Raw genomic sequence first — 19,796 nt, forward strand, 5'->3', positions numbered from 1 at the left:
AATTGGTTTGGATCAGATGGTTTGATCGTAATCGCCAACGCCGGGTTCGGTGCGGATCACCGCATCGATATCGGCGAAGATGGCGCGCATTTCATCTTCGCTGTCACTGCTTTCGCAGACCACAACCAGATTTGGCGTGTTCGAAGAGGCGCGCACCAGCCCCCAGCTGCCATTGTCCAGAATGACACGTGCGCCGTTGACCGTGACCACCTCTTTGATCGCGCGACCAGCCAGAGTTTCCCCTGCATCGGCCTTGGCGACCAGCTTGTCGACCAGACGTGCAAGGATGTCGTATTTCTCGGTATCCGCCGCATAGGGGGACATGGTCGGGGTCGACCATGTCTTCGGCAGCGCCTTGCGCAGATCCGACATGCTTTTGTCCGGGTTGCGGTCCATCAGCTTACAAATCTCCACCGCCACACGCATGCCGCAGTCGTAGCCGCGCCCGATAGGCTCGGCCAGAAAGTAGTGACCCGATTTTTCAAACCCAGCCAGCGCGTTGATTTCCTTGACCCGGCGTTTCATGTGGCTGTGGCCGGTCTTCCAGTAGTCGGCCTTGACGCCACGGGCCTGCAATTCGGGGTCGCTGGCGAACAGGCCAGTGGATTTCACATCGGCCACAAAGGTCGCATTGGGGTACAGCTTGGCCAGATCGCGGGCCATGATCACGCCAACCTTGTCGGCAAAAATCTCCTCACCCTCGTCATCGACAACGCCGCAGCGGTCGCCGTCGCCGTCAAAGCCAAGCGCCATGTCGGCACCGCTGGATTTCACGGTATCGGACATGTCGTGCAGCATCTCCATCGCTTCGGGATTGGGGTTGTAGTTGGGGAAGGTGTAATCCAGCCGGGTGTGGCTGGGCACAACCTCGACGCCCATCCGCTCGAATATCTCGGGCGCAAAGGCCGAAGCGGTGCCGTTCCCGGTCGCGCAAACCACTTTCAGCGGGCGTGACATTTTGAAATCGCCAACCAGATCGTCGATATAAGCTTCTTTGACGCCATCAACGAACTCGTATGACCCGCCCTCATGTGGCTGGCCTTCGCCATTCAGCACAATGTCGCGCAGTTCCGACATTTCATCAGGCCCGTGGGTCAGAGGACGCTCAAAACCCATCTTCACCCCGGTCCAGCCATTGGGATTGTGGCTGGCGGTGACCATTGCCACAGCAGGCACATCCAGATGGAACTGGGCGAAATACGCCATCGGGCTAAGCGCGGGGCCAATATCCTTGACCTGAATTCCTGCCTGCATCAGCCCAAGGATCAGCGCGTTCTTGATCGCCAGCGAATAGTCGCGATAGTCATTGCCGACCGCAATGACCGGCGCGATGCCGCGTTTGCGCATCTGAGTGCCCAGACCAAGGCCCAAAGCCGTCATGCCGGGCAGGTTGATCTCTTCGGGGTATTTCCAGCGGGCGTCATATTCGCGAAACCCCGTGGGTTTGATCATCGGGTCGCGCAGAAAGCTCCAGGTGTTTGGGGTCACCTCGGGGATGGGTTTGGTCATACTATCGCTCGTGCTTAAATCTGAATGGGGTTGGCTTTGGCCAGCGCGTCAAAGCGCATCAAAGTGTCAATCAACTGGGGCATCTGATCCAGATAGATCATGTTGGGCCCGTCGCAGGGTGCGTTGTCCGGGTCCTGATGCGTTTCCATAAACACGGCCCCCGTCCCAACGGCGACCGCAGCCCGGGCCATGACCGGCGCAAATTCGCGCTGACCACCGGATGAGCCACCTTGACCGCCGGGTTGCTGCACCGAATGGGTGGCGTCCATTACCACTGGGTAACCCGTCTGCGCCATTTGCGGCAGCGAGCGCATGTCTGCCACCAGCGTGTTATAGCCAAAGGACGAGCCACGCTCAGTCAGCAGGATATTCGTATTCCCGGTGCTTTCGATCTTGGCCACGATATTGGGCATTTCCCAGGGGGCCAGAAACTGCCCCTTTTTAACGTTGATCACAGCGCCCGTATTGCCCGCAGCCAGCAGCATGTCGGTCTGACGGCACAGAAAGGCCGGGATCTGCAGCACATCCACAGCCTCGGCCGCGATTGCGCATTGCGCTTCGGTGTGGACGTCCGTCAGAACCGGAATGCCCATCGTCTTGCGGATGTCATCCAGCACCTTCAGCCCGGCATCGATCCCCATGCCGCGCGCGCCGGACAGAGAGGTCCGGTTCGCCTTGTCGTAAGAGGCTTTGAAGACATACTGCGCACCGGCGGCATCGCAGGCCTCTTTCATTTTTCCCGCGATCATCTGGGCATGATCGGCAGTTTCAAGCTGGCAGGGGCCCGCAATGATCGTCAGAGGCAGATCATTGCCGACCGTGAGATCGGAGATTTTTACATGTTTCATGTGTCTTACGAGGATACCTGTTCACGAAGGACCGACGCGGTAAGCGAGATCATCAGGTAGATACCAGCAAACAACAGGAAAGCCAAAATCGTATTTTCGAACTTGCGCGGATAGCTGGGTTCCTGACTGGCCACAGGGTTCACCGATACGGTCAGATAGCGCACCTTGCGGTTGGCCTCGGTCCGTGTGGTTTCCATCTGTTCCAGTGCGGTTTGCATCATCAGATCCCGGGCGGCCAGATCGGCCTGCGCCATCTGGATTCGAACGCTCAGCCGCGCCAGCGAGTTTTCGCCTGCCGATGCATCCAGCATTTCGGCGTTCAACTCGGCCAGAACAGCCTCAAGCCGTTTGATGTCGGCCTGTACGCCTTCGACCTTGGCCTGGTTGGGGCGCGCATTGTCCAAAAGCGCAGCCAGTTGCAGCTCTTTTTCCTGCAGCTCAAGCTCGATCGCGTTGATCCGTCCGCGAAGGCCCGCCAGCACATTTTCCGGGTCCAGAACCGCGCCCTGCAGTTGCAATTCAATCAGTTCTTCCTGCGCTTTGCGCCGTTCTTCCTGCGCCATTTCGAACCCCGCGCGTGCATCGCGCATCTGGTCTTCGCGCTTCAGTTCGGTCAGCCCATTGATGGTTTCTTCAGCATAAGACAGCAGCAGATCAGACAGTTCGACAGTAATTTCAGGTGTGGGGGCCGCCACTTCCATTCGGATGATCCCGTCACTTGGGTCATAGCCAATGGTGATCATGCGTTTATAAAGCTTGTAGGTGTCCTCAAGCGTCGCATCCTGCGGCAGCCGCTGAATCGGGTCGATCCAATCTTGCTTGAAAATTGCGGAAAAATTGGTGTCTTCTTCCAATCGCACAAGGGCGTCTTTGGATTCCAGAAACTCCTGCGTTGCGACCGAATCCTGCGCCGTCGCATATTGGGTTCCCGCCAGAAAACCACCAAAGGATGCACCGCCGCCATCGGCCTGCAAAATCGAAAACGCCGAGTCGCTGGCATACATTGGCGTTGCAAAACGATAAAAATAGGTGCCCACGATCAGGGTCGGCAGCAAGACGAAAAAGGCCAGACGCGCAAACAACGCAAACAGTTTACGTTTGCGGCGGCGCGCGATTTCCTTCTGAATCTCACCGATTTCCAGATTGCGCCTTTCCGCAGGGCTGAGCTCTGGCCCCGGAAGACTCTGAGGGTTTTCTCGGACGGTTTGCGGCAGCTGGATGGTGATTTTATCCCGCGCCTGATCTTTGGAATCTTTGCGCTCGGCCGCCAGGTCCAGCAGGTTGGCGCGCTCAAACGGATCGATGCCTTTTTCGCGTAGCAAGCGCACTGCATCATAGTCCGACGTTGCCGCCAGCCCGTTTTTATCTGCCAGACGCCGCGCCACGCGCAATTGTCGCCCGGTCAGCCCTTCGCGTTTGATCGCTTCGATGTCGGTCGCGGGCGCGCTGTCATTTGCGGCCTCAGAGGGTTGCGTGGCCTCTCTGATACGCGACATCGCGTCAGCGCGGGCCTCTGCCGAGTCCGCGTTCTGACGATTGCGCCGCCAGCGGTATTTTTTAGCCTTGGGTTTGGTAGTCATATAGCTCTCGGGCCTCTTCCAAGGTGTCGAACATGTAAAGCTGGCCATCCAGAAGAACGGCGGCTTGCTGGGCGAATTTTTCCAGAACTTCGGGGCTGTGGGACACGATCACCAGCGTCGTGGTGCGCAGCCGTTCCCGCAGAATGTCACCGGCTTTGCGGTTGAATTCCACATCCGTGGTTGCTGGCATGCCCTCATCGATCAGGTACATGTCAAAATCCAGCGCCAGCATCAGCGCAAATGTAAACCGCGCCCGCATACCGGAGGAATACGTGCCCATCGGTTGGTTGAAATACTCACCCAGACCGCACAGCCAGCTGCAATATGCCTCGACATAATCGGGGTCCATCCCATAGATTTTTGCGATATAACGCGCGTTTTCCAGCGCCGAGAGCCGCTTGGCCACCCCGCCCGCAAAGCCCATGGGAAAGGAAATCCTGCAGTCTTTGCGGATCACGCCCTCATCCGGTTTCTCAAGCCCCGCCATCATGTTGATCAGTGTCGTCTTGCCGGTGCCATTAGGCGCCAGAATGCCGATCGAGCGCCCAAGCTCAATCCGGAACGAGACCTGATCCAGAATCACCTTTCGGCGGGTTCCGGTCCAAAAGGACTTACTGACATTCTCGAACTCAAGCATCCGGGGCCTGCTGCTCATCTTTGTGTTGCACCGGGTGGGCCGGTGAAGGAACGGATAATTTATTCGTCCATCTTGGCTACATTATGTCGAATTATGAAACAAATGATCAATGCGTACCGCAAACGCCTGTTGGTATTGTGACTTGTGTATCGGTTGGCCCGGTGTGGCACATTGACTATCTTTCATCTCGACCGTCCCCCAGTTTGACGCCGGAAACCTTACGATCTGATGAATTCACTACAGAAAGAGATTGAAGCCTGCCGTATCTGTGCCGACCGGTTTCAGGCCACACATACAGCGCACCAGCCCCGCCCGGTGGTCTGGTTCCGGCAGGGCACACCGCTTTTGGTCGCAGGGCAAGCTCCTGGCGCACGGGTGCACGAGTCGGGCCGCCCCTTTACCGACCCGTCGGGCGACCGCCTGCGTGACTGGCTGGGGATCGATGACACAGTGTTTTACGACCGCACGAGGGTGTCCATCGTGCCAATGGCGTTCTGCTTTCCCGGTTACAACGAACGCAAGGCGGACCTGCCGCCGCCTCCGGTCTGCGGCAAGACCTGGCATGATCGGGTGATGGAAGAACTGGGCCAGGTGCCGTTGACCGTTCTGGTTGGGGGTCATGCGCATAAGTACCATCTGGGCACCCGCGGGTCGGTAACTGAGACGGTGAAGCGCTGGCAAGACTATGCGCCGCAGGTCTTTCCCTTGCCTCATCCCTCGTGGCGGAATACGGCATGGTTGAAGAAAAACCCGTGGTTTGAGGCCGAATTGCTGCCGGTTCTGCGTGCACGGGTGCAAGAGGTTCTGAATGACTGAAACAACCGCCCTTGATGCCGCACATGCCGCGATGCAGGCCAACCCGCAGGATGATGCGACGCGGCTTCGGTTCTTTGAGCGGCTCGCGGATAGCGAGTTGATCATGCTGCTGACCGAGGAAGCAAAGGGCGACAACATCTCGCCCGAGGTTTTCGATGTGGCTGACGGTCGGTTCGTTTTGGTGTTCGACACCGAAGAACGCCTTGCGCGCTTTGCCAACCGGACGGTGCCTTATGTGGCGCTGTCAGGTCGGATTCTGGCCGGGCTGTTGTCAGGGCAGGGGATCGGATTGGGCCTGAACCTTGAGGTCGCGCCCTCATCCATGCTGATCCCGGCCGAGGCGCTGGGCTGGTTGGCAACAACGCTGGAACATGCGCCGGAACAGGTGCAGCAGCATCTGGCCGAATTCCTGCCGCCCGTGGGGTTGCCGGATGATCTGCTCACCGCGTTGGATACGAAACTGGCAACAGCTGTGGGATTGGCCGAGGCTGCGTTTCTTGTCGGAACCAAGGCGCAGGATGGCGGGGCGGGGCATTTGCTGGGCTTTGTCGGTGCGGTCGAAGGGGCCGAAGCCGCCCTGGCCAAAGCGGCGTCAGAGGCGCTGACATTTTCGGGCATCGAAGCCGGGGCGATGGATGTCGGGTTCTTTGGCGTGGATGATCCCGCTGCAGCCCTATTGGCGCGTGTCGGGTTGAAGTTCGACCTGCCACAGCCCCAAGAACGCGCGGTCACCCTGGGCGCACCGGGCAGTGACCCGGACAAGCCGCCGGTGCTGAGGTAACCCCGCACCCCTTGGGGTGCGGGGCAAAGCTTTTAGTCTTCGGCAGGGGCCAGCTTGTCCTGCGTGCGGGTTTCAAAGTCGCTGGCGTCGTGACGTTCGTGCAGTTGTGTGTGCGGCTCACCAAAGGCTCGGTTGACCATTCGGCCACGCTGAACCGCCGGGCGGGCGTCAATCGCTTTGGCCCAACGCATCACGTTTTTGTAGGATTCGACATCCAGGAATTCGGCGGCACTGTACAGCCGACCCAAGACCAGCTGACCGTACCAGGGCCAGATCGCCATATCTGCGATCGTGTAATTCTCGCCCGCGATATAGGTGTTGTCGGCCAGTTGACGGTCCAGCACGTCCAGCTGACGCTTGGTTTCCATGGTAAAGCGGTTGATCGGATATTCGAACTTTTCCGGCGCATAGGCATAGAAATGGCCAAAGCCACCGCCCAGATAAGGCGCGCTGCCCATTTGCCAGAACACCCAGTTCATCACCTCGGTCCGTTCCGGGCCCGATTTCGGCAGAAAGGCGTCGAATTTCTCAGCCAGATGGAACAGGATTGAGGCGCTTTCGAAGACGCGCAGCGGTGCGTCCCCTGACCGGTCCCATAGCGCCGGGATTTTAGAGTTCGGGTTGGCATCGACAAACCCCGATCCGAATTGATCACCCTCACCGATATTGATCAGCCACGCGTTGTATTCCGCGCCTTCGTGACCCAGCGCCAGCAGTTCTTCCAGCATGACGGTGACTTTGACGCCGTTGGGCGTAGCCAGCGAATACAGCTGCAGCGGGTGCTTGCCGACCGGCAGGTCCTTGTCGTGGGTCGCTCCGGCGATGGGGCGGTTGATATTGGCAAACTGGCCGCCGCTTTCGCTGTCCCATGTCCAGACTGTAGGGGGCGTGTAGGAAGATTGCTCGGTCATCTGTCGTCTTTCTCAGCAAAGTTCGGGTGAATTGTCCGTCCGTTCCAACAGCTAATGTTGCAAAGCGCCGAGTCCAACCCCGGATGTGCAGGCAGTTTTGTAACAATCAGGGCGGAACCTCTCACGTTTGTTCATTCGACCTCACAGCGACGCGAGGAGGACTGCCCAACGCGGCGAAAATACCTATCCTCTGATCAACGCGAAACCCAAGGACAAAAGGATTGACCACATGAGACGCTTTGCCCTGACCCTTGCAACTGCTTTGACCCTTGCTGTGCCTGCCTTTGCAGGTGACCAATATGTAGACGGCACCGGTTTTGCCGTGTCGGGATATGACGTTGTTGCCTATCGCAGCCTGGATCAAGCACCGGTCGGCCAGTCCCAGCCCGCGGCCGTGCGCGGCAACGCAGACTATACGGCGGAATACAACGGCGCGACCTGGGCGTTTGCATCGGCTGAAAACCGCGACAAGTTCATTGAGAACCCGGCTTACTACGCGCCTCAATATGATGGCCACTGCGCCTATGGCGTCTCCAAGGGCGGCAAAGTTCCTGCGAACCCCAACCTGTGGCGGATCGTTGACGACAAACTGTACCTGAACATCACCGATGTTGTTGTTGGCTTCTTCGAAGAAGACATTCCGGGCAACATCAATCTGGCCGAAGGCAACTGGCCGGGCATCGAAAGCGCCGCGGCATCAAGCAGCGTCATTCCGAAATTCACCTCAAAAGGTCCGGTTGCGAACTAATCGACCACTCACGCAAAACAAAAGCCCGGCTGTTTGGCCGGGCTTTTTTGTTGGGTTGTTGGTTCAGACTGCCAGCCAGAATTCGTCCCGCATCTGCTGATTGGCATCGAATTTGATGCGCACGCTTTTGGCGCCGGGAAACTTGCTGGCAGTGATCGTCTCGGGGATCACCACCTCACCGCCACCTGCATCGTTGGACTGAAAGCTGAGAACTTCGGTTTCCATACGCCGAGCCGATGCCAGAAAGGATGTGGGCAGCGCCACGCGGTTGGCCCCCTCGCATACTGGTGTAGGCACGAAATAGGTCAGGTGGCGACCGTAGAACCCCACCGCGTCGGGCACGTGATCCGAGTCTGTTTTGTCGTGCGCATCTGCCTCAGCCTTCGATCCGTCCGGGCTGTGCGACAGGGCTGTGTTCAGCAACACGCGGCAGGCGTCGATATCTGAACGCTCTAGTTCGACGACGCGTTTGCGCAACTTAGGCCGCCGGGGTTTGCCAGTGGACTGACCCTTGGTTGTCAGCCCTTCACGGCGCAGAAAGTCATAAGCCTCTTTCGCGCGGGCGAAATGGGTACAATCCCCGTTTCTGTGATCTGGATGCGCACGAAAGGCGATGTGACGCCAAGCGTCCCGAATGTCATCTGACCCTGCGCTTTGGTCCAGTCCCAATGCGGACAGCGCATCGGCGCGCGCATTAATTTTGTCTACTGGCTCCATACTCAAAGCAACTCTTTAAAGAAACACCACAATCCCAGTGTGCGGAGGCTCACGTTTTTGTCAAACTTTAATCAGTTTTTATTGCGTTTGTTGGAACAGTGGTGGTGCTTGCGTGGTATTGTTCACATCGCGATTATGAAAAAAGCCCGGCTCCAAAAGGAAACCGGGCCAAGGCAGCCAACAGGGATAGTGTCAGGCTACGTTCTGCAATTCAGTATTAGGTGTGATGCCAAGGGCAAAACACACATTGCGTGTCAGTTCGGGGCGGTTCAGTGTGTAGAAATGCAGCTTGTCCACGCCGCCATCGATCAGGTCTGAACACAGCTCAGTGCAAAGGGCCGTCGCCAGCAGGTCCTCACGATCATCGCGGATCGCTTTTTCAAAGGCGTTTTCGACCCAATCGGGAATATGCGTTCCGCACCGGCGGGCAAACTTACGCGCGCCTTTCCAGTTCTCAACCGGAAGGATGCCGGGCACGATGGGTTTGTCGATTCCGGCTTTCTCGCAGGCGTCGCGGAACCGGAAAAATGTCTCGGCCTCGAAAAAGAATTGGGTCAGGGCCTCATCCGCACCCGCGTCCAGCTTGGCTTTCAACCAATCGATATCGGCAGAAAAGTCGCGCGCCTCGGGGTGTTTGTCGGGATAGGCCCCTACACGGATGTTGAATTTCCCCGTGTCTGCAAGGGCTTCGATCAGCTCGACGGAATGGGAAAACCCGTCAGGGTGTGGGGTGAACCGGTCCTGACCTTTGGGCGGATCGCCCCGCAAAGCCACGATGTTCTGAACCCCTGCGCGCGCAAATGTATCGGCAATTGCCAGCGTTTCTTGTCGCGACGCCTCCACGCAGGTCAGATGCGCCGCCACCGGCAAGCCCGAGGATTTGTGCAGCGTGGCTACCGCATCGCGTGTCAGTTCCCGCGTGGTGCCGCCTGCACCATAAGTGACCGAGACAAAACGCGGGTTCAGCGGGGCCAGAGTTTGCACCGTATCCCAAAGGCGAAACGAGGCCTCAAGCGTTTGGGGCGGGAAAAACTCGAATGAAATCTCAGGTGTCGTCATGTCTGCCTCATCGGTCCAATTTGATGCCCTTGTGCCAGTTCGCGCATTGTGAGACAAACTCATATTACTCAAGAACAACATGAGTCTCACTGCAATGCACATTGAATTCCGGCACCTGCGCACGATCAAGGCGATCCATGAATGCGGGGGGCTTGCCCGTGCGGCGGATCAGCTGAACATCACGCAATCGGCCCTGAGCCATCAGATCAAGGGCCTGGAGGATCAGGCAGGGGTGGAGCTGTTCCTGCGGCGCTCCAAGCCGATGAAACTGTCAGCGGCGGGGCTGCGCCTGTTGAGGCTGGCGGAACAGATCTTGCCGCAGGTTGAAGCGACACAGCAGGAGTTTTCCTCGCTGCGCGATGGGCGTACGGGGCGGATGCACATTGCCATCGAATGCCATGCCTGTTTCGAATGGCTGTTTCCGGTGCTGGAATCCTTCCGTAAGTCCTGGGGCGATGTGGATGTGGATATTCGCCCCGGCCTTGCCTTTGACGCCCTGCCTGCGCTGCAAAAGGAAGAGGTCGATCTGGTCGTCTCGTCCGACCCCGAGGACCTGCCGGGCGTCGAATTCATCGAATTGTTCGACTATGACGCGGTGTTTGTTGCGGCCTCATCCCACCCTCTGGCGCAGAAAGACTATATCGAGGCAGAGGATTTCCGCGGCCAGACCCTGATCACCTACCCGGTTGAACGGACGCGGCTGGACATTTTCAGCCAATTGTTGATCCCCGCGCGGGTTGAGCCCGCCGCGATCCGTCAGGTCGAACTGACCGCCGTCATCCTGTTGCTGGTTGCATCGAACCGGGGCGTTTCTGTTTTGCCCGATTGGGTGGTGCGCGAGGTGAAGTATAATTCCGACTATGTCACCCGTCCGCTGACCAAAGACGGGATCACCCGCAGGCTTTACGCGGCGGTGCGCTCCGAGGATCTGGAAAAACCCTTTGTTCAGGAGTTGATCGAACTGGCCGGAAACGAGGCGCGCAAGCTGCAATCGCAATAGGCGCAAAACGCGGGTCTGCTATGCGCATCAACCCCCTTGGCAAGGGCGCATTGCCCCAGTATACGCGCGGTTTGACCGGACAGGAGCCTTGAGACAATGGTTGGCAGTGCAAATCTCAACATCATGATTAAAGCCGCGCGCAAGGCGGGGCGGTCTTTGGTCAAGGATTTCCGTGAGGTCGAGAACCTGCAAGTCTCGATGAAGGGTGCGGGCGACTTTGTTTCCAAGGCTGATATTGCGGCCGAGGCGATCCTGAAAGAGGAACTGCTGGGCGCGCGTCCCACCTATGGCTGGTTGGCCGAAGAGGGTGGCACCATCGCGGGCGAAGACCCGACCCGCCGCTGGATCGTTGACCCGCTGGACGGCACCACCAACTTTCTGCACGGCCTGCCGCATTGGGCGATCTCGATCGCGCTGGAACATAAGGGCAAGATCGTATCCGGTGTGATCTATGACCCCGCCAAGGATGAGATGTTCTTTGCCGAAAAAGGCGAAGGCGCATGGATGAACGATATGCGTATCCGGGTCTCGGGCCGTCATCGCATGATTGAATCGATCTTCTCGACCGGTCTGCCCTTTGGTGGCCGCTCGGACCTGCCGGCCACGTTGCATGATCTGGCGCGTCTGATGCCTGCCTGCGCTGGTGTGCGCCGTTGGGGCGCTGCGGCGCTGGACATGGCTTATGTGGCTGCTGGTCGGTATGAGGGCTTCTGGGAACGTCGCCTGAATGCCTGGGACGTGGCTGCCGGGATCATCATCGTGAAAGAGGCGGGCGGCTTTGTGCAGGCTCTGAACCCCGAGGGCAGCGTGCTGGAAGATGGCGAAGTCATCTGCGCGAACGAGCCGATCTTTGACCAATTCGCCAAGGTGATCCGGGGTTAAGCCCCCCCTCAGAATGACAAGAGCGCGTCCGAATTCAGGCGCGCTTTTTTATCGGCGCGGTATCTTTGGAATGCGGGACCGGGACAGTTTGTATTTGTGTTCCGGGTGGGGCGGATGGCCGTGGGTGCGGCCCCAATAAGCGGGACCACCGCGTTTCAGCCAAAGCGGAATGCTCAGGATCAGGCCGACGACGAACCCCCCGGTATGGGCCCAATAGGCCACGCCGCCTTCGTCGGGGTTGCTGGTCAGGCTGCCCATGAACTGTATGCCCAGCCAGATGCCCAGCATGATAAAGGCCGGTATCGTGAAGACCCTGAAATAGACGATCAGGATCAGCAGAATATCCACCCGCGCCTTCGGGAACAGCAGTAAGTATCCGCCCATCACCCCGGCAATCGCACCTGATGCGCCGATGGTCGGCACCACCGAGTCGGGCGCAGTGGCGACATGGATCAGACCGGCCCCGATGCCAGCGGCCAGATAGAACAGCAGGAAGGGTAGGTGCCCCATCTCATCTTCGAGGTTGTCGCCGAAGATCCACAGAAACAGCATATTCCCCGCCAGATGCATCCACCCTCCGTGCAGAAACATTGAGGTCACGAGCGTTTCAAACGCAAACCCGTCAGTGATCCGGGCGGGGATGACCGCATAGTCGAAATAGAACCGACTGATCAGGCGATCGTTATCCATGATGCCCACATAGCTGAGGAAAATCAGGACATTGGCCGCCATCAGCAGGTAGACAACATAGGGCGTGCGCCCCGAGGGGTTATGGTCGCGGATCGGAAACATGGCGCGACGCTGGGCTTTTCGCGGCCCAGCGTCAAGGCCCGGTTACGCCGCACCCCCAAGCAGGGCAGCGTTGCCGCCTGCGGCAGTTGTGTCGACGCAGACATGACGCTCGCCCAGTACCCGTGCGCGGTCGGGGCGACCGGGGATCAGCGGCAGGATGGGGCCGGTGCGGCGGGCCAGGTGGCGTTCGATCTCATGCCCGGTTTCGTCGTCGCCCCACCACAGAACGCCCGAGATCCCGACAACGTTTTCAAGGCGGTGCAGGTCAAGCATACCCGTGGCGCGGATTGCGGTGCCGCCCAGGGCTTCGACCGCCTCGGCCTGCGCTTTCACAGCGTCGGGGCCGGGGCCCATGCACAACAGGGGCGCACGCGGGGTTTCGCTGAGGCGGTTGGATTCGCCGGTGGGACCGGGCAGGGATTGGATGCAGGTTGGGGCAGGCTGCCCCTGCGGCGCGGGCGGGTCACTCATGGTGCTGTCCCACTGCGCCGCGCTCTCTTGCCGGTCTGGCGCACAGAACCGGGCCATATAGTTCGGTCCGCCCGCTTTGGGGCCAGTGCCCGACAGCCCCTCGCCCCCAAAGGGCTGTGAGCCGACAATCGCGCCAATCTGGTTGCGGTTCACATAGATGTTGCCCGCGTGAACGGCCTCGGTGATGTGCTGCACGCGGTCGTCAATGCGGGTGTGCAGGCCGAATGTCAGGCCGTAGCCGGTGGCGTTGATGTCAGAGATGACCTGATCGATCTCGGACGCTTTGAACCGCGCCACATGCAGGACGGGGCCGAAGATCTCGCTTTCCAATGCTGCGATGCCCGTCACCGCGATCAGGGTGGGGGCGATGAAGGTGCCCTCGGGGGGCGTCGCCATCTCTTTCAGCACCCGGCCTTCGCGCCGGGCCGTGGCGATGTGATCCGTAATACCCTGCCACGCATCCTGATCAATCACCGGCCCGCAATCGGTGGAGAGCAGCCATGGGTCCCCGATCCGCAAAGCGTCCATCGCGCCGGTCAGCATTTTCAGCAGGTCATCTGCGATGTCCTCTTGCACATAGAGGCAACGCAGGGCCGAGCATCGCTGCCCCGCCGACTGAAACGCGCTTTCGATGATCGATTGCACGGCTTGTTCGGGCAGGGCGGTACTGTCGACGATCATCGCGTTCAGCCCGCCGGTTTCCGCGATAAAAGGCGTGCCGGGCCGCATGTTGCCCGCCATCGCGGCCCGGATTTTCAGGGCCGTCGCGGTCGAGCCGGTAAAGGCCACGCCGGACACGCGCGGGTCCGAGGTCAGCGCGGCGCCAACCTGTGGCCCGCCCGGAAGCAATTGCAACGCATCACGCGGAACGCCCGCCTCATGCAGCAATTGCACGGCCCGGTGCGCGATCAGCGGGGTTTGTGGGGCCGGTTTGGCCAGAACCGCGTTGCCAGTCGCCAGGGCGGCGGAAATCTGGCCGGTGAAAATCGCCAGCGGAAAGTTCCACGGGCTGATGCAGGTGAACGCACCCGCTGGCTCTGCATCGGGGATGTTCGCCGCGTAGTAGCGCAGAAAATCCACCGCTTCGCGCAGTTCGGCCACGGCGTCGGGGATGGACTTGCCAGCCTCGCGGGCCAGCAGGGCGAAGAGCTCACCAAAATGGGCCTCATACAGATCGGCGGCGGCGTTCAGGATACGTGCCCGGTCGTCCGCAGGGGCCTGCCATGGGCAGGCTGAGGCCAGCGCCAGTTCCACGTCGCGGGTGCTGGCCTGGCCAACGACGCCGGGCCGGTCCTGTGGCAGGGCAGGGTTGGTCACGGGCTGATCCTCTTCCGGATGCGCATCGTCGGACAAAAGCGGTCGCGCGTGCCAGTGATGGGCGCGGAACGCGTCACGGGCGGCGTCGATCCGATCAAGCGTCGGCGTATGGTGCAGGTCGAACCCTTTTGAGTTCGGGCGCTCTGGCTCAAACAGCTCGGGTCCAGTCGGCAGGGGTGGCGGTGGGGTCTCAACCGTCACAAACGGGTCGGCTGCCACCTCTTCCGGTGGCACGTCCTCATCCACGATCTGGTTGACGAAGGACGAGTTCGCGCCGTTTTCCAGCAGTCGCCGCACCAGATAGGCCAGCAGGTCGCGATGCGCGCCGACCGGCGCATAGATGCGGCAGCGGGTATTGTTTTGGCTTTTGACAAGGTTGTGCAGGGTTTCGCCCATGCCGTGCAGGCGCTGGAATTCAAATGGTTGGTCGCTGGCCATATGCAGGATCGCGCTGACCGTGTGCGCATTGTGGGTGGCGAATTGCGGATAGATGCGGTCGGTCATGCCCAGCAGTTTACGGGCATTGGCGATATAGGACACATCCGTCGCGGCCTTGTGGGTGAAGACGGGAAAGCCATCGACCCCTTCGACCTGAGCGCGCTTGATCTCGGTATCCCAATAGGCGCCCTTGACCAAACGGACCATCAGTTTGCGGTCGTGGCGTTCGGCCATGTCATACAGTGTGTCCAGAACGATCCCGGCGCGCGGGCCGTAGGCTTGCACCACGATCCCGAACCCGTCCCACCCTGCAAGGGCGGGTTCGGCCATCACCTCTTCGATCACCTGTAGCGACAGGGACAGGCGGTCGGCCTCTTCGGCGTCCACGTTCAGGCCCATGCCAGCGGCCTTGGCCAACAGGCACAGGGCGCGCAGGCGCGGGACCAGCTCATCCATCACCCGCTGTTCCTGTGCCAACTCATAGCGGGGGTGCAGGGCGGATAGCTTCACCGAAATCCCCGGATTGGCGCGGATGTCGTCATGGGTGCAGGCATCGGCAATGGCCGCAATCGCGCGCGAATAGGACAGGTGATAGCGGGCGGCGTCCCCCTCGGTGCGGGCGGCCTCACCCAGCATGTCGTAAGAATAGGTATAGCCCTTGTCCTCCATCCCGCTGGCGCGCTTCATCGCGGATTGGATTGTCTCGCCCAGAACGAACTGACGGCCCATTTCCTTCATGGCGCGGCCCACGGCGGTGCGGATCACCGGTTCACCCAGTCGCTTGATCGCCCCGCGCAGGGCGCTGACGGGCGCGGCCTTGCCTTCGTCCAGTACCTTACCTGTCAGCATCAGCGCCCAGGTCGACGCGTTCACCAATGACGACGAGGATTGCCCCAGATGTTTCCCCCAATCCGAGGGCGCGATCTTATCCTCGATCAGCGCGTCGATCGTGTCGGGATCGGGGACCCGCAGCAGCGCCTCGGCCAGACACATCAGCGCGACGCCCTCATCGGTCGACAGGCCATATTCGGCCAGAAACACCTCCATCATCCCCGGTGAGGTGCTGGAGCGGATATCACGCACCAACTGCGCAGCCGCCGTGCAGATGGCGGCCCGGTCTGAGGCCGTCAGATCGGCCTGCGTGATCAGGTGGTTCAGGACTTCGGACTGATCGGCATAGGTCTGGCCGTCAATATGGGTGCGCAGGCTGTGTGACATGTATCCTCCGGTGCTTTCAGAGAGTATACAGTCGATTTTTCGGGACAATCGCCCGAAGTTGTGATTTCAGAAGGCGAGTGTCCTGAAATGAAAGGCTTTTGCGATGCAAATGAACCGTCCCGATCTTGACCGTTTTGACCGGTCGATTCTGGCGATTCTGGCTGAGGACGGGCGCATCCCCGTGGCCGACCTGGCCCGGCGCATCGGGTTGTCGAAATCCCCGACTCAAGCACGTGTGAAGAGGCTAGAGGCCGAGGGGATTATCACCGGCTACCGCGCGCTTTTGGACCCGATCCGCCTTGGGCTGGACCACGTGGCCTTTGTTGAGGTGCGCCTGACGGATACGCGCGAAAAGGCACTGGCCGAGTTCAATGCAGCCGTCCGCAAAGTGCCTGAGATTGAGCAAGCCCATATGATTGCGTCGAATTTCGACTATTTGCTCAAGATCAGAACGGGTTCGATGTCGGAATACCGCGCGGTTCTGGCCGAGAAAATCTCATCCCTGCCGCATGTGGCCAACACGTCGACCTTTGTGGCGATGGAGGCGGTGAAAGAAACCGGTGTGTCCGGCGCGATTGAAGGGGCGGGTTGACGAACAGCCACGGTGCGTCACCATTGGTGCATGAAACAGATCGCCATCGCCGCATCCCTGTTGGTCATGTCCACCGCTGCCTACGCGCAGGACTGCCCAGCCGCCCCCGACCACAGTGCCGGGGTCAGTGACGTGATTTCACAAATCCAGCAGGCCGAGTCCGAGCAGGCCGCCCGCGCCCTGTCAGGCCAGCTATGGGCATTATGGGCGGATGCCCCGGACGCCAGCGCGCAAGAGGTGCTGGATCGGGGTATGGCGCGTCTCCGGGCCTCGGATCTGGTGGGGGCAATTGCGGATTTCGACTGGTTGATCGCCTATTGCCCGGCTTATGCTGAAGGCTACAACCAGCGGGCCTTTGCCTACTACCTGGGCAATGATTTTGAGGCGGCGCTGCCGGATTTGGATAAAGCGATTGAACTGTCGCCCAACCATGTGGCCGCGATCAGCGGCCGGGCGCTGACCTTGCTGGGTCTGCAACGCTTGGATGAGGCACGCGCTGCGTTGCAGGACGCGCTGGAGTTGAACCCCTGGCTGTCCGAACGTCATCTGATGGCCGAAGGCGGCCCGCTGGCGCCCCCGGGCGAGGAAATCTGACCGCGCCGTTTACCGATTAACGCAGTCTTTGTCCTGCGGCATCAAAGCGATAGGCTTTGTCCGCAGAATAGGCAAAGCGCAACTCTTGCCCTTCGGAAATCGCATGCTGACCAAACAGGCGCGCCGTGACGGCGTGGTCATGTACCGTGGCAATGACGTTGGTATCCCCGCCCAGTTTCTCGACATGGCTGACCCGCGCGGCCAAAGGGCCGTCATCGGACAGGAACAGGTCTTCGGGGCGTATACCAATGGTGTTCTGGCCCCCACCCAAAAGGGTCTCGGGCAGAAAGTTCATCGATGGCGCGCCCAGAAACCCAGCAACGAACTGGTTGGCGGGGTTGTTATAAAGCTCCATCGGACTGCCGATCTGCTCAACCCGTCCGTCACGAAGAACGACGATCTTGTCGGCCAGTGTCATCGCCTCGGTCTGGTCGTGGGTGACATAAATCATTGAGGCATCCAGCGCCCGGTGCAGGTTGGCGATCTCGATCCGCGTGTTCATGCGCAACGCCGCGTCGAGGTTGGACAGCGGCTCGTCAAACAGGAACAGCTTCGGTTCGCGCACGATGGCGCGCCCGATGGCGACGCGTTGGCGCTGACCGCCGGACAGCTCGGACGGGTAGCGGTCCAGATAGTCTTCAAGGTTCAGCATCCGGCTGGCGGTGGCGACGCGTTCTTCGATCACCGCTTTGGATTGCTTTTCCTGTTTCAGCGCCAGCGTCATGTTCCCGCGCACGTTCAGGTGGGGGTAAAGCGCATAGCTTTGGAACACCATCGCGATGCCGCGTTTGGACGGCGGCACCAGATTGACGGTCTGGCCGTCAATATTGATCTCGCCCGAGGACGCATCCTCCAACCCCGCGATGACGCGCAGCAGGGTGGACTTGCCGCAGCCCGAGGGGCCGACGAAGACGACAAATTCACCCTCTTCCACCTCAAGCGAGATGTCTTTGAGGACATGCACCTCGCCAAAGGACTTGTTCACATTGGTCAGGGTCAGAGCGGTCATGATGCGGGCTCCTGCAGGGAAACGGGCTGGCCGGTGCGGATGCTTTCATCGGCGGCCAGACAAATGGCAAGGGATTGGACGGCGTCAGCCATATGGCGCGTCAGGTCGATATCGTCAGCGATGGCGCGCAGCATGTACGCCTGTTCGGCGTCACACAGTTCCTGATGGCTGGGCTCATCGGGCATCTCAACCGTGCGGTCGCCGCCCGGTGTATGGATCAGCAACCCGCCGACCTTGGTGTGGCCGTCTATGTCTGCCGACGCGCCCTTGTTGCCGTCGGTGATCGAGACCGATCCGTTGGGCGAGACGATATCTTTCACAAAAAATGCGGTCTCGGACATCATCGGGCCCCATCCGGCCTCATACCAGCCGACCGAGCCGTCCAGAAAGATGACCTGAAACTGGCCGTAATTATACATGTCCTCGGCGATCTCATCAGACAAGCGCAGGCCCATGCCATGCACGCGGACGGGCTGCGCGTCGGTGATCTGGCACATCACGTCCACATAGTGCACGCCGCAATCCACGATGGGTGAGGTGGTCTGCATCAGCGCCTTATGCGTCTCCCACTCAGCGCCCGAGGATTGCTGGTTCAGGTTCAGGCGAAACACGTAAGGCCCGCCCAGGTCGCGCGCCTCAGCGATCAGGCGCATCCACGAGGGGTGGTGGCGCAGGATGTAACCCACGACCAGCTTGCGGTTCAGGCGGGTGGCGGTGTCCACCACGCGCCGTGCATCGACCACGTTGGTGGCCAGCGGTTTTTCCACAAAGACATGCGCACCTGCCTCCATGGCCGCGCAGGCGAAATCGGCGTGGCTGTCGGAATAGGTGGCAACAACCACCAGATCGGGTTTGGTTTCGGCCAGTGCGGTCTGGAAATCCGAATAGGCAGGGTACTGGCCCAGCTCGGGGTGGTCTACGCGGCCAGACCGGTTCACCAGCCCCACGATTTGCGCGTCCGGGTGGTTGTGATGGGCCAGCGCGTGGCTGAGGCCCATGTTTCCAAGGCCAGCGATCAGAACTTTGGTCATTTGACAGCTCCGGATGTGATGCCGCGGATCAGCTGGCGTGAGAAGATGACGTAAAGCACCAGCACCGGCAGGATCGCCATCGACAATGCCGACAGAACCGCGTTCCAGTCGGTGACGAATTGCCCGATAAAGACCTGACTGCCCAGCGTGAGCGTCTTGGTTTCCTCAGCCGGGGCAAGGATCAGCGGGAACCAGAGGTCATTCCAGATCGGGATCATGTTGAACACCGCCACGGTCGCCATCGCGGGCCGGACCAGAGGCAGCACCAGCCGGAAAAAGATCGTGTATTCCGACAACCCGTCGATGCGGCCTGCGTTCTTCAGATCGTCACTGACCTGCCGCATGAATTCGGACAGGATGAACACCGCCAATGGCAAGCCTTGCGCGGTATAGACCAGAATCAGCGACCAAAGCGTGTTGACCAGCCCGGTGGCCACCATCATCTCAAGGATCGCCACGGTGCCGATGCGGATCGGGATCATGATCCCCAACGCCAGATACAGCCCCATCAGCAGGTTGCCTTTGAACTGGTACTCCGACAGCGCATAGGCCGCCATGGCCCCGAACAGCAGGATGAAAAACAGCGACGCCACGGTGACGATCATCGAGTTCTGGAAATAAAGGAAGAAATCCCCCTGCTTCATCACCGTCTCATAGCCGATCAGTGAGAAGCTTTCGGCATTTGGCAGGGCCAGAGGTTCGCGAAAGATCGCACGGCGGGATTTGAAGCTGTTGATCAGGATCACAAAAACCGGGAACAGGGCGATCAGCGTATAAAGGATCAGCGCCCCGTGCATTGCGGCGGTGTTCAGCGGGTTATGGCGTGCTTTGTTCATCGCTGGACCC

Annotated in this window: 19 protein-coding genes; 7 read left to right on the forward strand and 12 right to left on the reverse strand. The window is 60.0% G+C overall.

Going from position 1 to position 19,796, the window contains the following annotated elements:
* Positions 1 to 12 precede the first annotated feature (12 nt).
* The 4 genes from ACR0J5_RS01915 to ACR0J5_RS01930 are packed head-to-tail and all read right to left on the reverse strand — an operon-like array spanning position 13 to position 4,574.
* On the reverse strand, positions 13 to 1,509 hold the full coding sequence (locus tag ACR0J5_RS01915; RefSeq protein ID WP_480650166.1) for a phosphomannomutase/phosphoglucomutase: 1,497 nt from the start codon (positions 1,507 to 1,509) through the stop codon (positions 13 to 15).
* Between the two features lie 14 nt (positions 1,510 to 1,523).
* Positions 1,524 to 2,357, reverse strand: coding sequence for a 3-deoxy-8-phosphooctulonate synthase (kdsA, locus tag ACR0J5_RS01920; protein ID WP_480650167.1), 834 nt, complete (start codon positions 2,355 to 2,357; stop codon positions 1,524 to 1,526).
* Between the two features lie 5 nt (positions 2,358 to 2,362).
* Positions 2,363 to 3,937 (reverse strand): KpsE/RkpR family capsule polysaccharide export protein, encoded by a 1,575-nt coding sequence (locus ACR0J5_RS01925; protein WP_480650168.1) that lies wholly within the window; start codon positions 3,935 to 3,937, stop codon positions 2,363 to 2,365.
* Positions 3,915 to 4,574 (reverse strand): ABC transporter ATP-binding protein, encoded by a 660-nt coding sequence (locus tag ACR0J5_RS01930; protein ID WP_480651417.1) that lies wholly within the window; start codon positions 4,572 to 4,574, stop codon positions 3,915 to 3,917. Before ACR0J5_RS01930 ends, ACR0J5_RS01925 begins: the two co-directional genes overlap by 23 nt.
* Before the next feature lie 228 nt (positions 4,575 to 4,802).
* Between ACR0J5_RS01930 and ACR0J5_RS01935 the strand changes: the two genes are divergently transcribed.
* Together ACR0J5_RS01935 and ACR0J5_RS01940 are read left to right on the forward strand one after the other, a co-directional pair.
* Positions 4,803 to 5,390, forward strand: coding sequence for a uracil-DNA glycosylase family protein (locus tag ACR0J5_RS01935; RefSeq protein WP_480650169.1), 588 nt, complete (start codon positions 4,803 to 4,805; stop codon positions 5,388 to 5,390).
* Positions 5,383 to 6,171, forward strand: a complete 789-nt coding sequence (locus ACR0J5_RS01940; RefSeq protein WP_480650170.1) for an SseB family protein — start codon at positions 5,383 to 5,385, stop codon at positions 6,169 to 6,171. The genes ACR0J5_RS01935 and ACR0J5_RS01940 overlap by 8 nt, the downstream gene beginning before the upstream one ends.
* 32 nt (positions 6,172 to 6,203) lie before the next feature.
* Here ACR0J5_RS01940 and yghU read toward each other — a convergent pair whose 3' ends face one another.
* Positions 6,204 to 7,082, reverse strand: coding sequence for a glutathione-dependent disulfide-bond oxidoreductase (yghU, locus tag ACR0J5_RS01945; RefSeq protein WP_480650171.1), 879 nt, complete (start codon positions 7,080 to 7,082; stop codon positions 6,204 to 6,206).
* Between the two features lie 229 nt (positions 7,083 to 7,311).
* Between yghU and ACR0J5_RS01950 the strand changes: the two genes are divergently transcribed.
* Complete coding sequence (locus ACR0J5_RS01950) at positions 7,312 to 7,830, forward strand: YHS domain-containing (seleno)protein (RefSeq protein WP_480650172.1); 519 nt, start codon at positions 7,312 to 7,314, stop codon at positions 7,828 to 7,830.
* A 63-nt stretch (positions 7,831 to 7,893) separates the two neighbouring features.
* Here ACR0J5_RS01950 and ACR0J5_RS01955 read toward each other — a convergent pair whose 3' ends face one another.
* A complete protein-coding gene (locus ACR0J5_RS01955) occupies positions 7,894 to 8,547 on the reverse strand; it encodes a DnaJ domain-containing protein (RefSeq protein ID WP_480650173.1) in 654 nt (217 codons plus the stop codon).
* A gap of 192 nt (positions 8,548 to 8,739) precedes the next feature.
* A complete protein-coding gene (gene metF / locus ACR0J5_RS01960; RefSeq protein ID WP_480650174.1) occupies positions 8,740 to 9,606 on the reverse strand; it encodes a methylenetetrahydrofolate reductase [NAD(P)H] in 867 nt (288 codons plus the stop codon).
* A 94-nt stretch (positions 9,607 to 9,700) separates the two neighbouring features.
* Between metF and ACR0J5_RS01965 the strand changes: the two genes are divergently transcribed.
* Positions 9,701 to 10,606, forward strand: coding sequence for a LysR family transcriptional regulator (locus tag ACR0J5_RS01965; protein WP_480651419.1), 906 nt, complete (start codon positions 9,701 to 9,703; stop codon positions 10,604 to 10,606).
* Positions 10,607 to 10,702: 96 nt separating this feature from the next.
* The gene (locus tag ACR0J5_RS01970; protein WP_480650175.1) at positions 10,703 to 11,488 is read left to right on the forward strand and encodes an inositol monophosphatase family protein; all 786 of its coding nucleotides are present in this window, start codon (positions 10,703 to 10,705) and stop codon (positions 11,486 to 11,488) included.
* A gap of 48 nt (positions 11,489 to 11,536) precedes the next feature.
* Here the strand turns inward: ACR0J5_RS01970 and ACR0J5_RS01975 are convergent, their stop codons facing one another.
* Together ACR0J5_RS01975 and putA are read right to left on the reverse strand one after the other, a co-directional pair.
* Complete coding sequence (locus tag ACR0J5_RS01975; protein WP_480650176.1) at positions 11,537 to 12,280, reverse strand: rhomboid family intramembrane serine protease; 744 nt, start codon at positions 12,278 to 12,280, stop codon at positions 11,537 to 11,539.
* 42 nt (positions 12,281 to 12,322) lie between these two features.
* On the reverse strand, positions 12,323 to 15,724 hold the full coding sequence (gene putA, locus ACR0J5_RS01980; protein WP_480650177.1) for a bifunctional proline dehydrogenase/L-glutamate gamma-semialdehyde dehydrogenase PutA: 3,402 nt from the start codon (positions 15,722 to 15,724) through the stop codon (positions 12,323 to 12,325).
* Between the two features lie 103 nt (positions 15,725 to 15,827).
* Here putA and ACR0J5_RS01985 point away from each other — a divergent pair, with 103 nt between their 5' ends.
* Both ACR0J5_RS01985 and ACR0J5_RS01990 read left to right on the forward strand, forming a co-directional pair.
* Positions 15,828 to 16,316, forward strand: coding sequence for an Lrp/AsnC family transcriptional regulator (locus ACR0J5_RS01985; RefSeq protein ID WP_480650178.1), 489 nt, complete (start codon positions 15,828 to 15,830; stop codon positions 16,314 to 16,316).
* A gap of 30 nt (positions 16,317 to 16,346) precedes the next feature.
* Complete coding sequence (locus ACR0J5_RS01990; RefSeq protein ID WP_480650179.1) at positions 16,347 to 16,910, forward strand: tetratricopeptide repeat protein; 564 nt, start codon at positions 16,347 to 16,349, stop codon at positions 16,908 to 16,910.
* 16 nt (positions 16,911 to 16,926) lie between these two features.
* Here ACR0J5_RS01990 and ACR0J5_RS01995 read toward each other — a convergent pair whose 3' ends face one another.
* Genes ACR0J5_RS01995 through ACR0J5_RS02005 form a run of 3 tightly spaced genes read right to left on the reverse strand, consistent with a single transcriptional unit; the run spans position 16,927 to position 19,786 of the window.
* Positions 16,927 to 17,919 (reverse strand): ABC transporter ATP-binding protein, encoded by a 993-nt coding sequence (locus ACR0J5_RS01995; protein WP_480650180.1) that lies wholly within the window; start codon positions 17,917 to 17,919, stop codon positions 16,927 to 16,929.
* Positions 17,916 to 18,950: a Gfo/Idh/MocA family protein gene (locus ACR0J5_RS02000; protein ID WP_480650181.1), complete on the reverse strand. Its 1,035-nt coding sequence runs from the start codon at positions 18,948 to 18,950 to the stop codon at positions 17,916 to 17,918. The genes ACR0J5_RS01995 and ACR0J5_RS02000 overlap by 4 nt, the downstream gene beginning before the upstream one ends.
* Positions 18,947 to 19,786, reverse strand: a complete 840-nt coding sequence (locus ACR0J5_RS02005) for a carbohydrate ABC transporter permease (protein ID WP_480650182.1) — start codon at positions 19,784 to 19,786, stop codon at positions 18,947 to 18,949. Before ACR0J5_RS02005 ends, ACR0J5_RS02000 begins: the two co-directional genes overlap by 4 nt.
* Between the last annotated feature and the right edge of the window lie 10 nt (positions 19,787 to 19,796).

This window comes from Ruegeria sp. BE1 (assembly GCF_056538885.1).

Excerpts from the sequence above, each read along its gene's own strand:
- ACR0J5_RS01915 (WP_480650166.1), bottom strand. The coding sequence starts at position 1,509 with ATGACCAAACCCATCCCCGAGGTGACCCCAAACACCTGGAGCTTTCTG.
- kdsA (WP_480650167.1), bottom strand. The coding sequence starts at position 2,357 with ATGAAACATGTAAAAATCTCCGATCTCACGGTCGGCAATGATCTGCCT.
- ACR0J5_RS01925 (WP_480650168.1), bottom strand. The coding sequence starts at position 3,937 with ATGACTACCAAACCCAAGGCTAAAAAATACCGCTGGCGGCGCAATCGT.
- ACR0J5_RS01930 (WP_480651417.1), bottom strand. The coding sequence starts at position 4,574 with ATGCTTGAGTTCGAGAATGTCAGTAAGTCCTTTTGGACCGGAACCCGC.
- ACR0J5_RS01935 (WP_480650169.1), top strand. The coding sequence starts at position 4,803 with ATGAATTCACTACAGAAAGAGATTGAAGCCTGCCGTATCTGTGCCGAC.
- ACR0J5_RS01940 (WP_480650170.1), top strand. The coding sequence starts at position 5,383 with ATGACTGAAACAACCGCCCTTGATGCCGCACATGCCGCGATGCAGGCC.
- yghU (WP_480650171.1), bottom strand. The coding sequence starts at position 7,082 with ATGACCGAGCAATCTTCCTACACGCCCCCTACAGTCTGGACATGGGAC.
- ACR0J5_RS01950 (WP_480650172.1), top strand. The coding sequence starts at position 7,312 with ATGAGACGCTTTGCCCTGACCCTTGCAACTGCTTTGACCCTTGCTGTG.
- ACR0J5_RS01955 (WP_480650173.1), bottom strand. The coding sequence starts at position 8,547 with ATGGAGCCAGTAGACAAAATTAATGCGCGCGCCGATGCGCTGTCCGCA.
- metF (WP_480650174.1), bottom strand. The coding sequence starts at position 9,606 with ATGACGACACCTGAGATTTCATTCGAGTTTTTCCCGCCCCAAACGCTT.
- ACR0J5_RS01965 (WP_480651419.1), top strand. The coding sequence starts at position 9,701 with ATGCACATTGAATTCCGGCACCTGCGCACGATCAAGGCGATCCATGAA.
- ACR0J5_RS01970 (WP_480650175.1), top strand. The coding sequence starts at position 10,703 with ATGGTTGGCAGTGCAAATCTCAACATCATGATTAAAGCCGCGCGCAAG.
- ACR0J5_RS01975 (WP_480650176.1), bottom strand. The coding sequence starts at position 12,280 with ATGTTTCCGATCCGCGACCATAACCCCTCGGGGCGCACGCCCTATGTT.
- putA (WP_480650177.1), bottom strand. The coding sequence starts at position 15,724 with ATGTCACACAGCCTGCGCACCCATATTGACGGCCAGACCTATGCCGAT.
- ACR0J5_RS01985 (WP_480650178.1), top strand. The coding sequence starts at position 15,828 with ATGCAAATGAACCGTCCCGATCTTGACCGTTTTGACCGGTCGATTCTG.
- ACR0J5_RS01990 (WP_480650179.1), top strand. The coding sequence starts at position 16,347 with ATGAAACAGATCGCCATCGCCGCATCCCTGTTGGTCATGTCCACCGCT.
- ACR0J5_RS01995 (WP_480650180.1), bottom strand. The coding sequence starts at position 17,919 with ATGACCGCTCTGACCCTGACCAATGTGAACAAGTCCTTTGGCGAGGTG.
- ACR0J5_RS02000 (WP_480650181.1), bottom strand. The coding sequence starts at position 18,950 with ATGACCAAAGTTCTGATCGCTGGCCTTGGAAACATGGGCCTCAGCCAC.
- ACR0J5_RS02005 (WP_480650182.1), bottom strand. The coding sequence starts at position 19,786 with ATGAACAAAGCACGCCATAACCCGCTGAACACCGCCGCAATGCACGGG.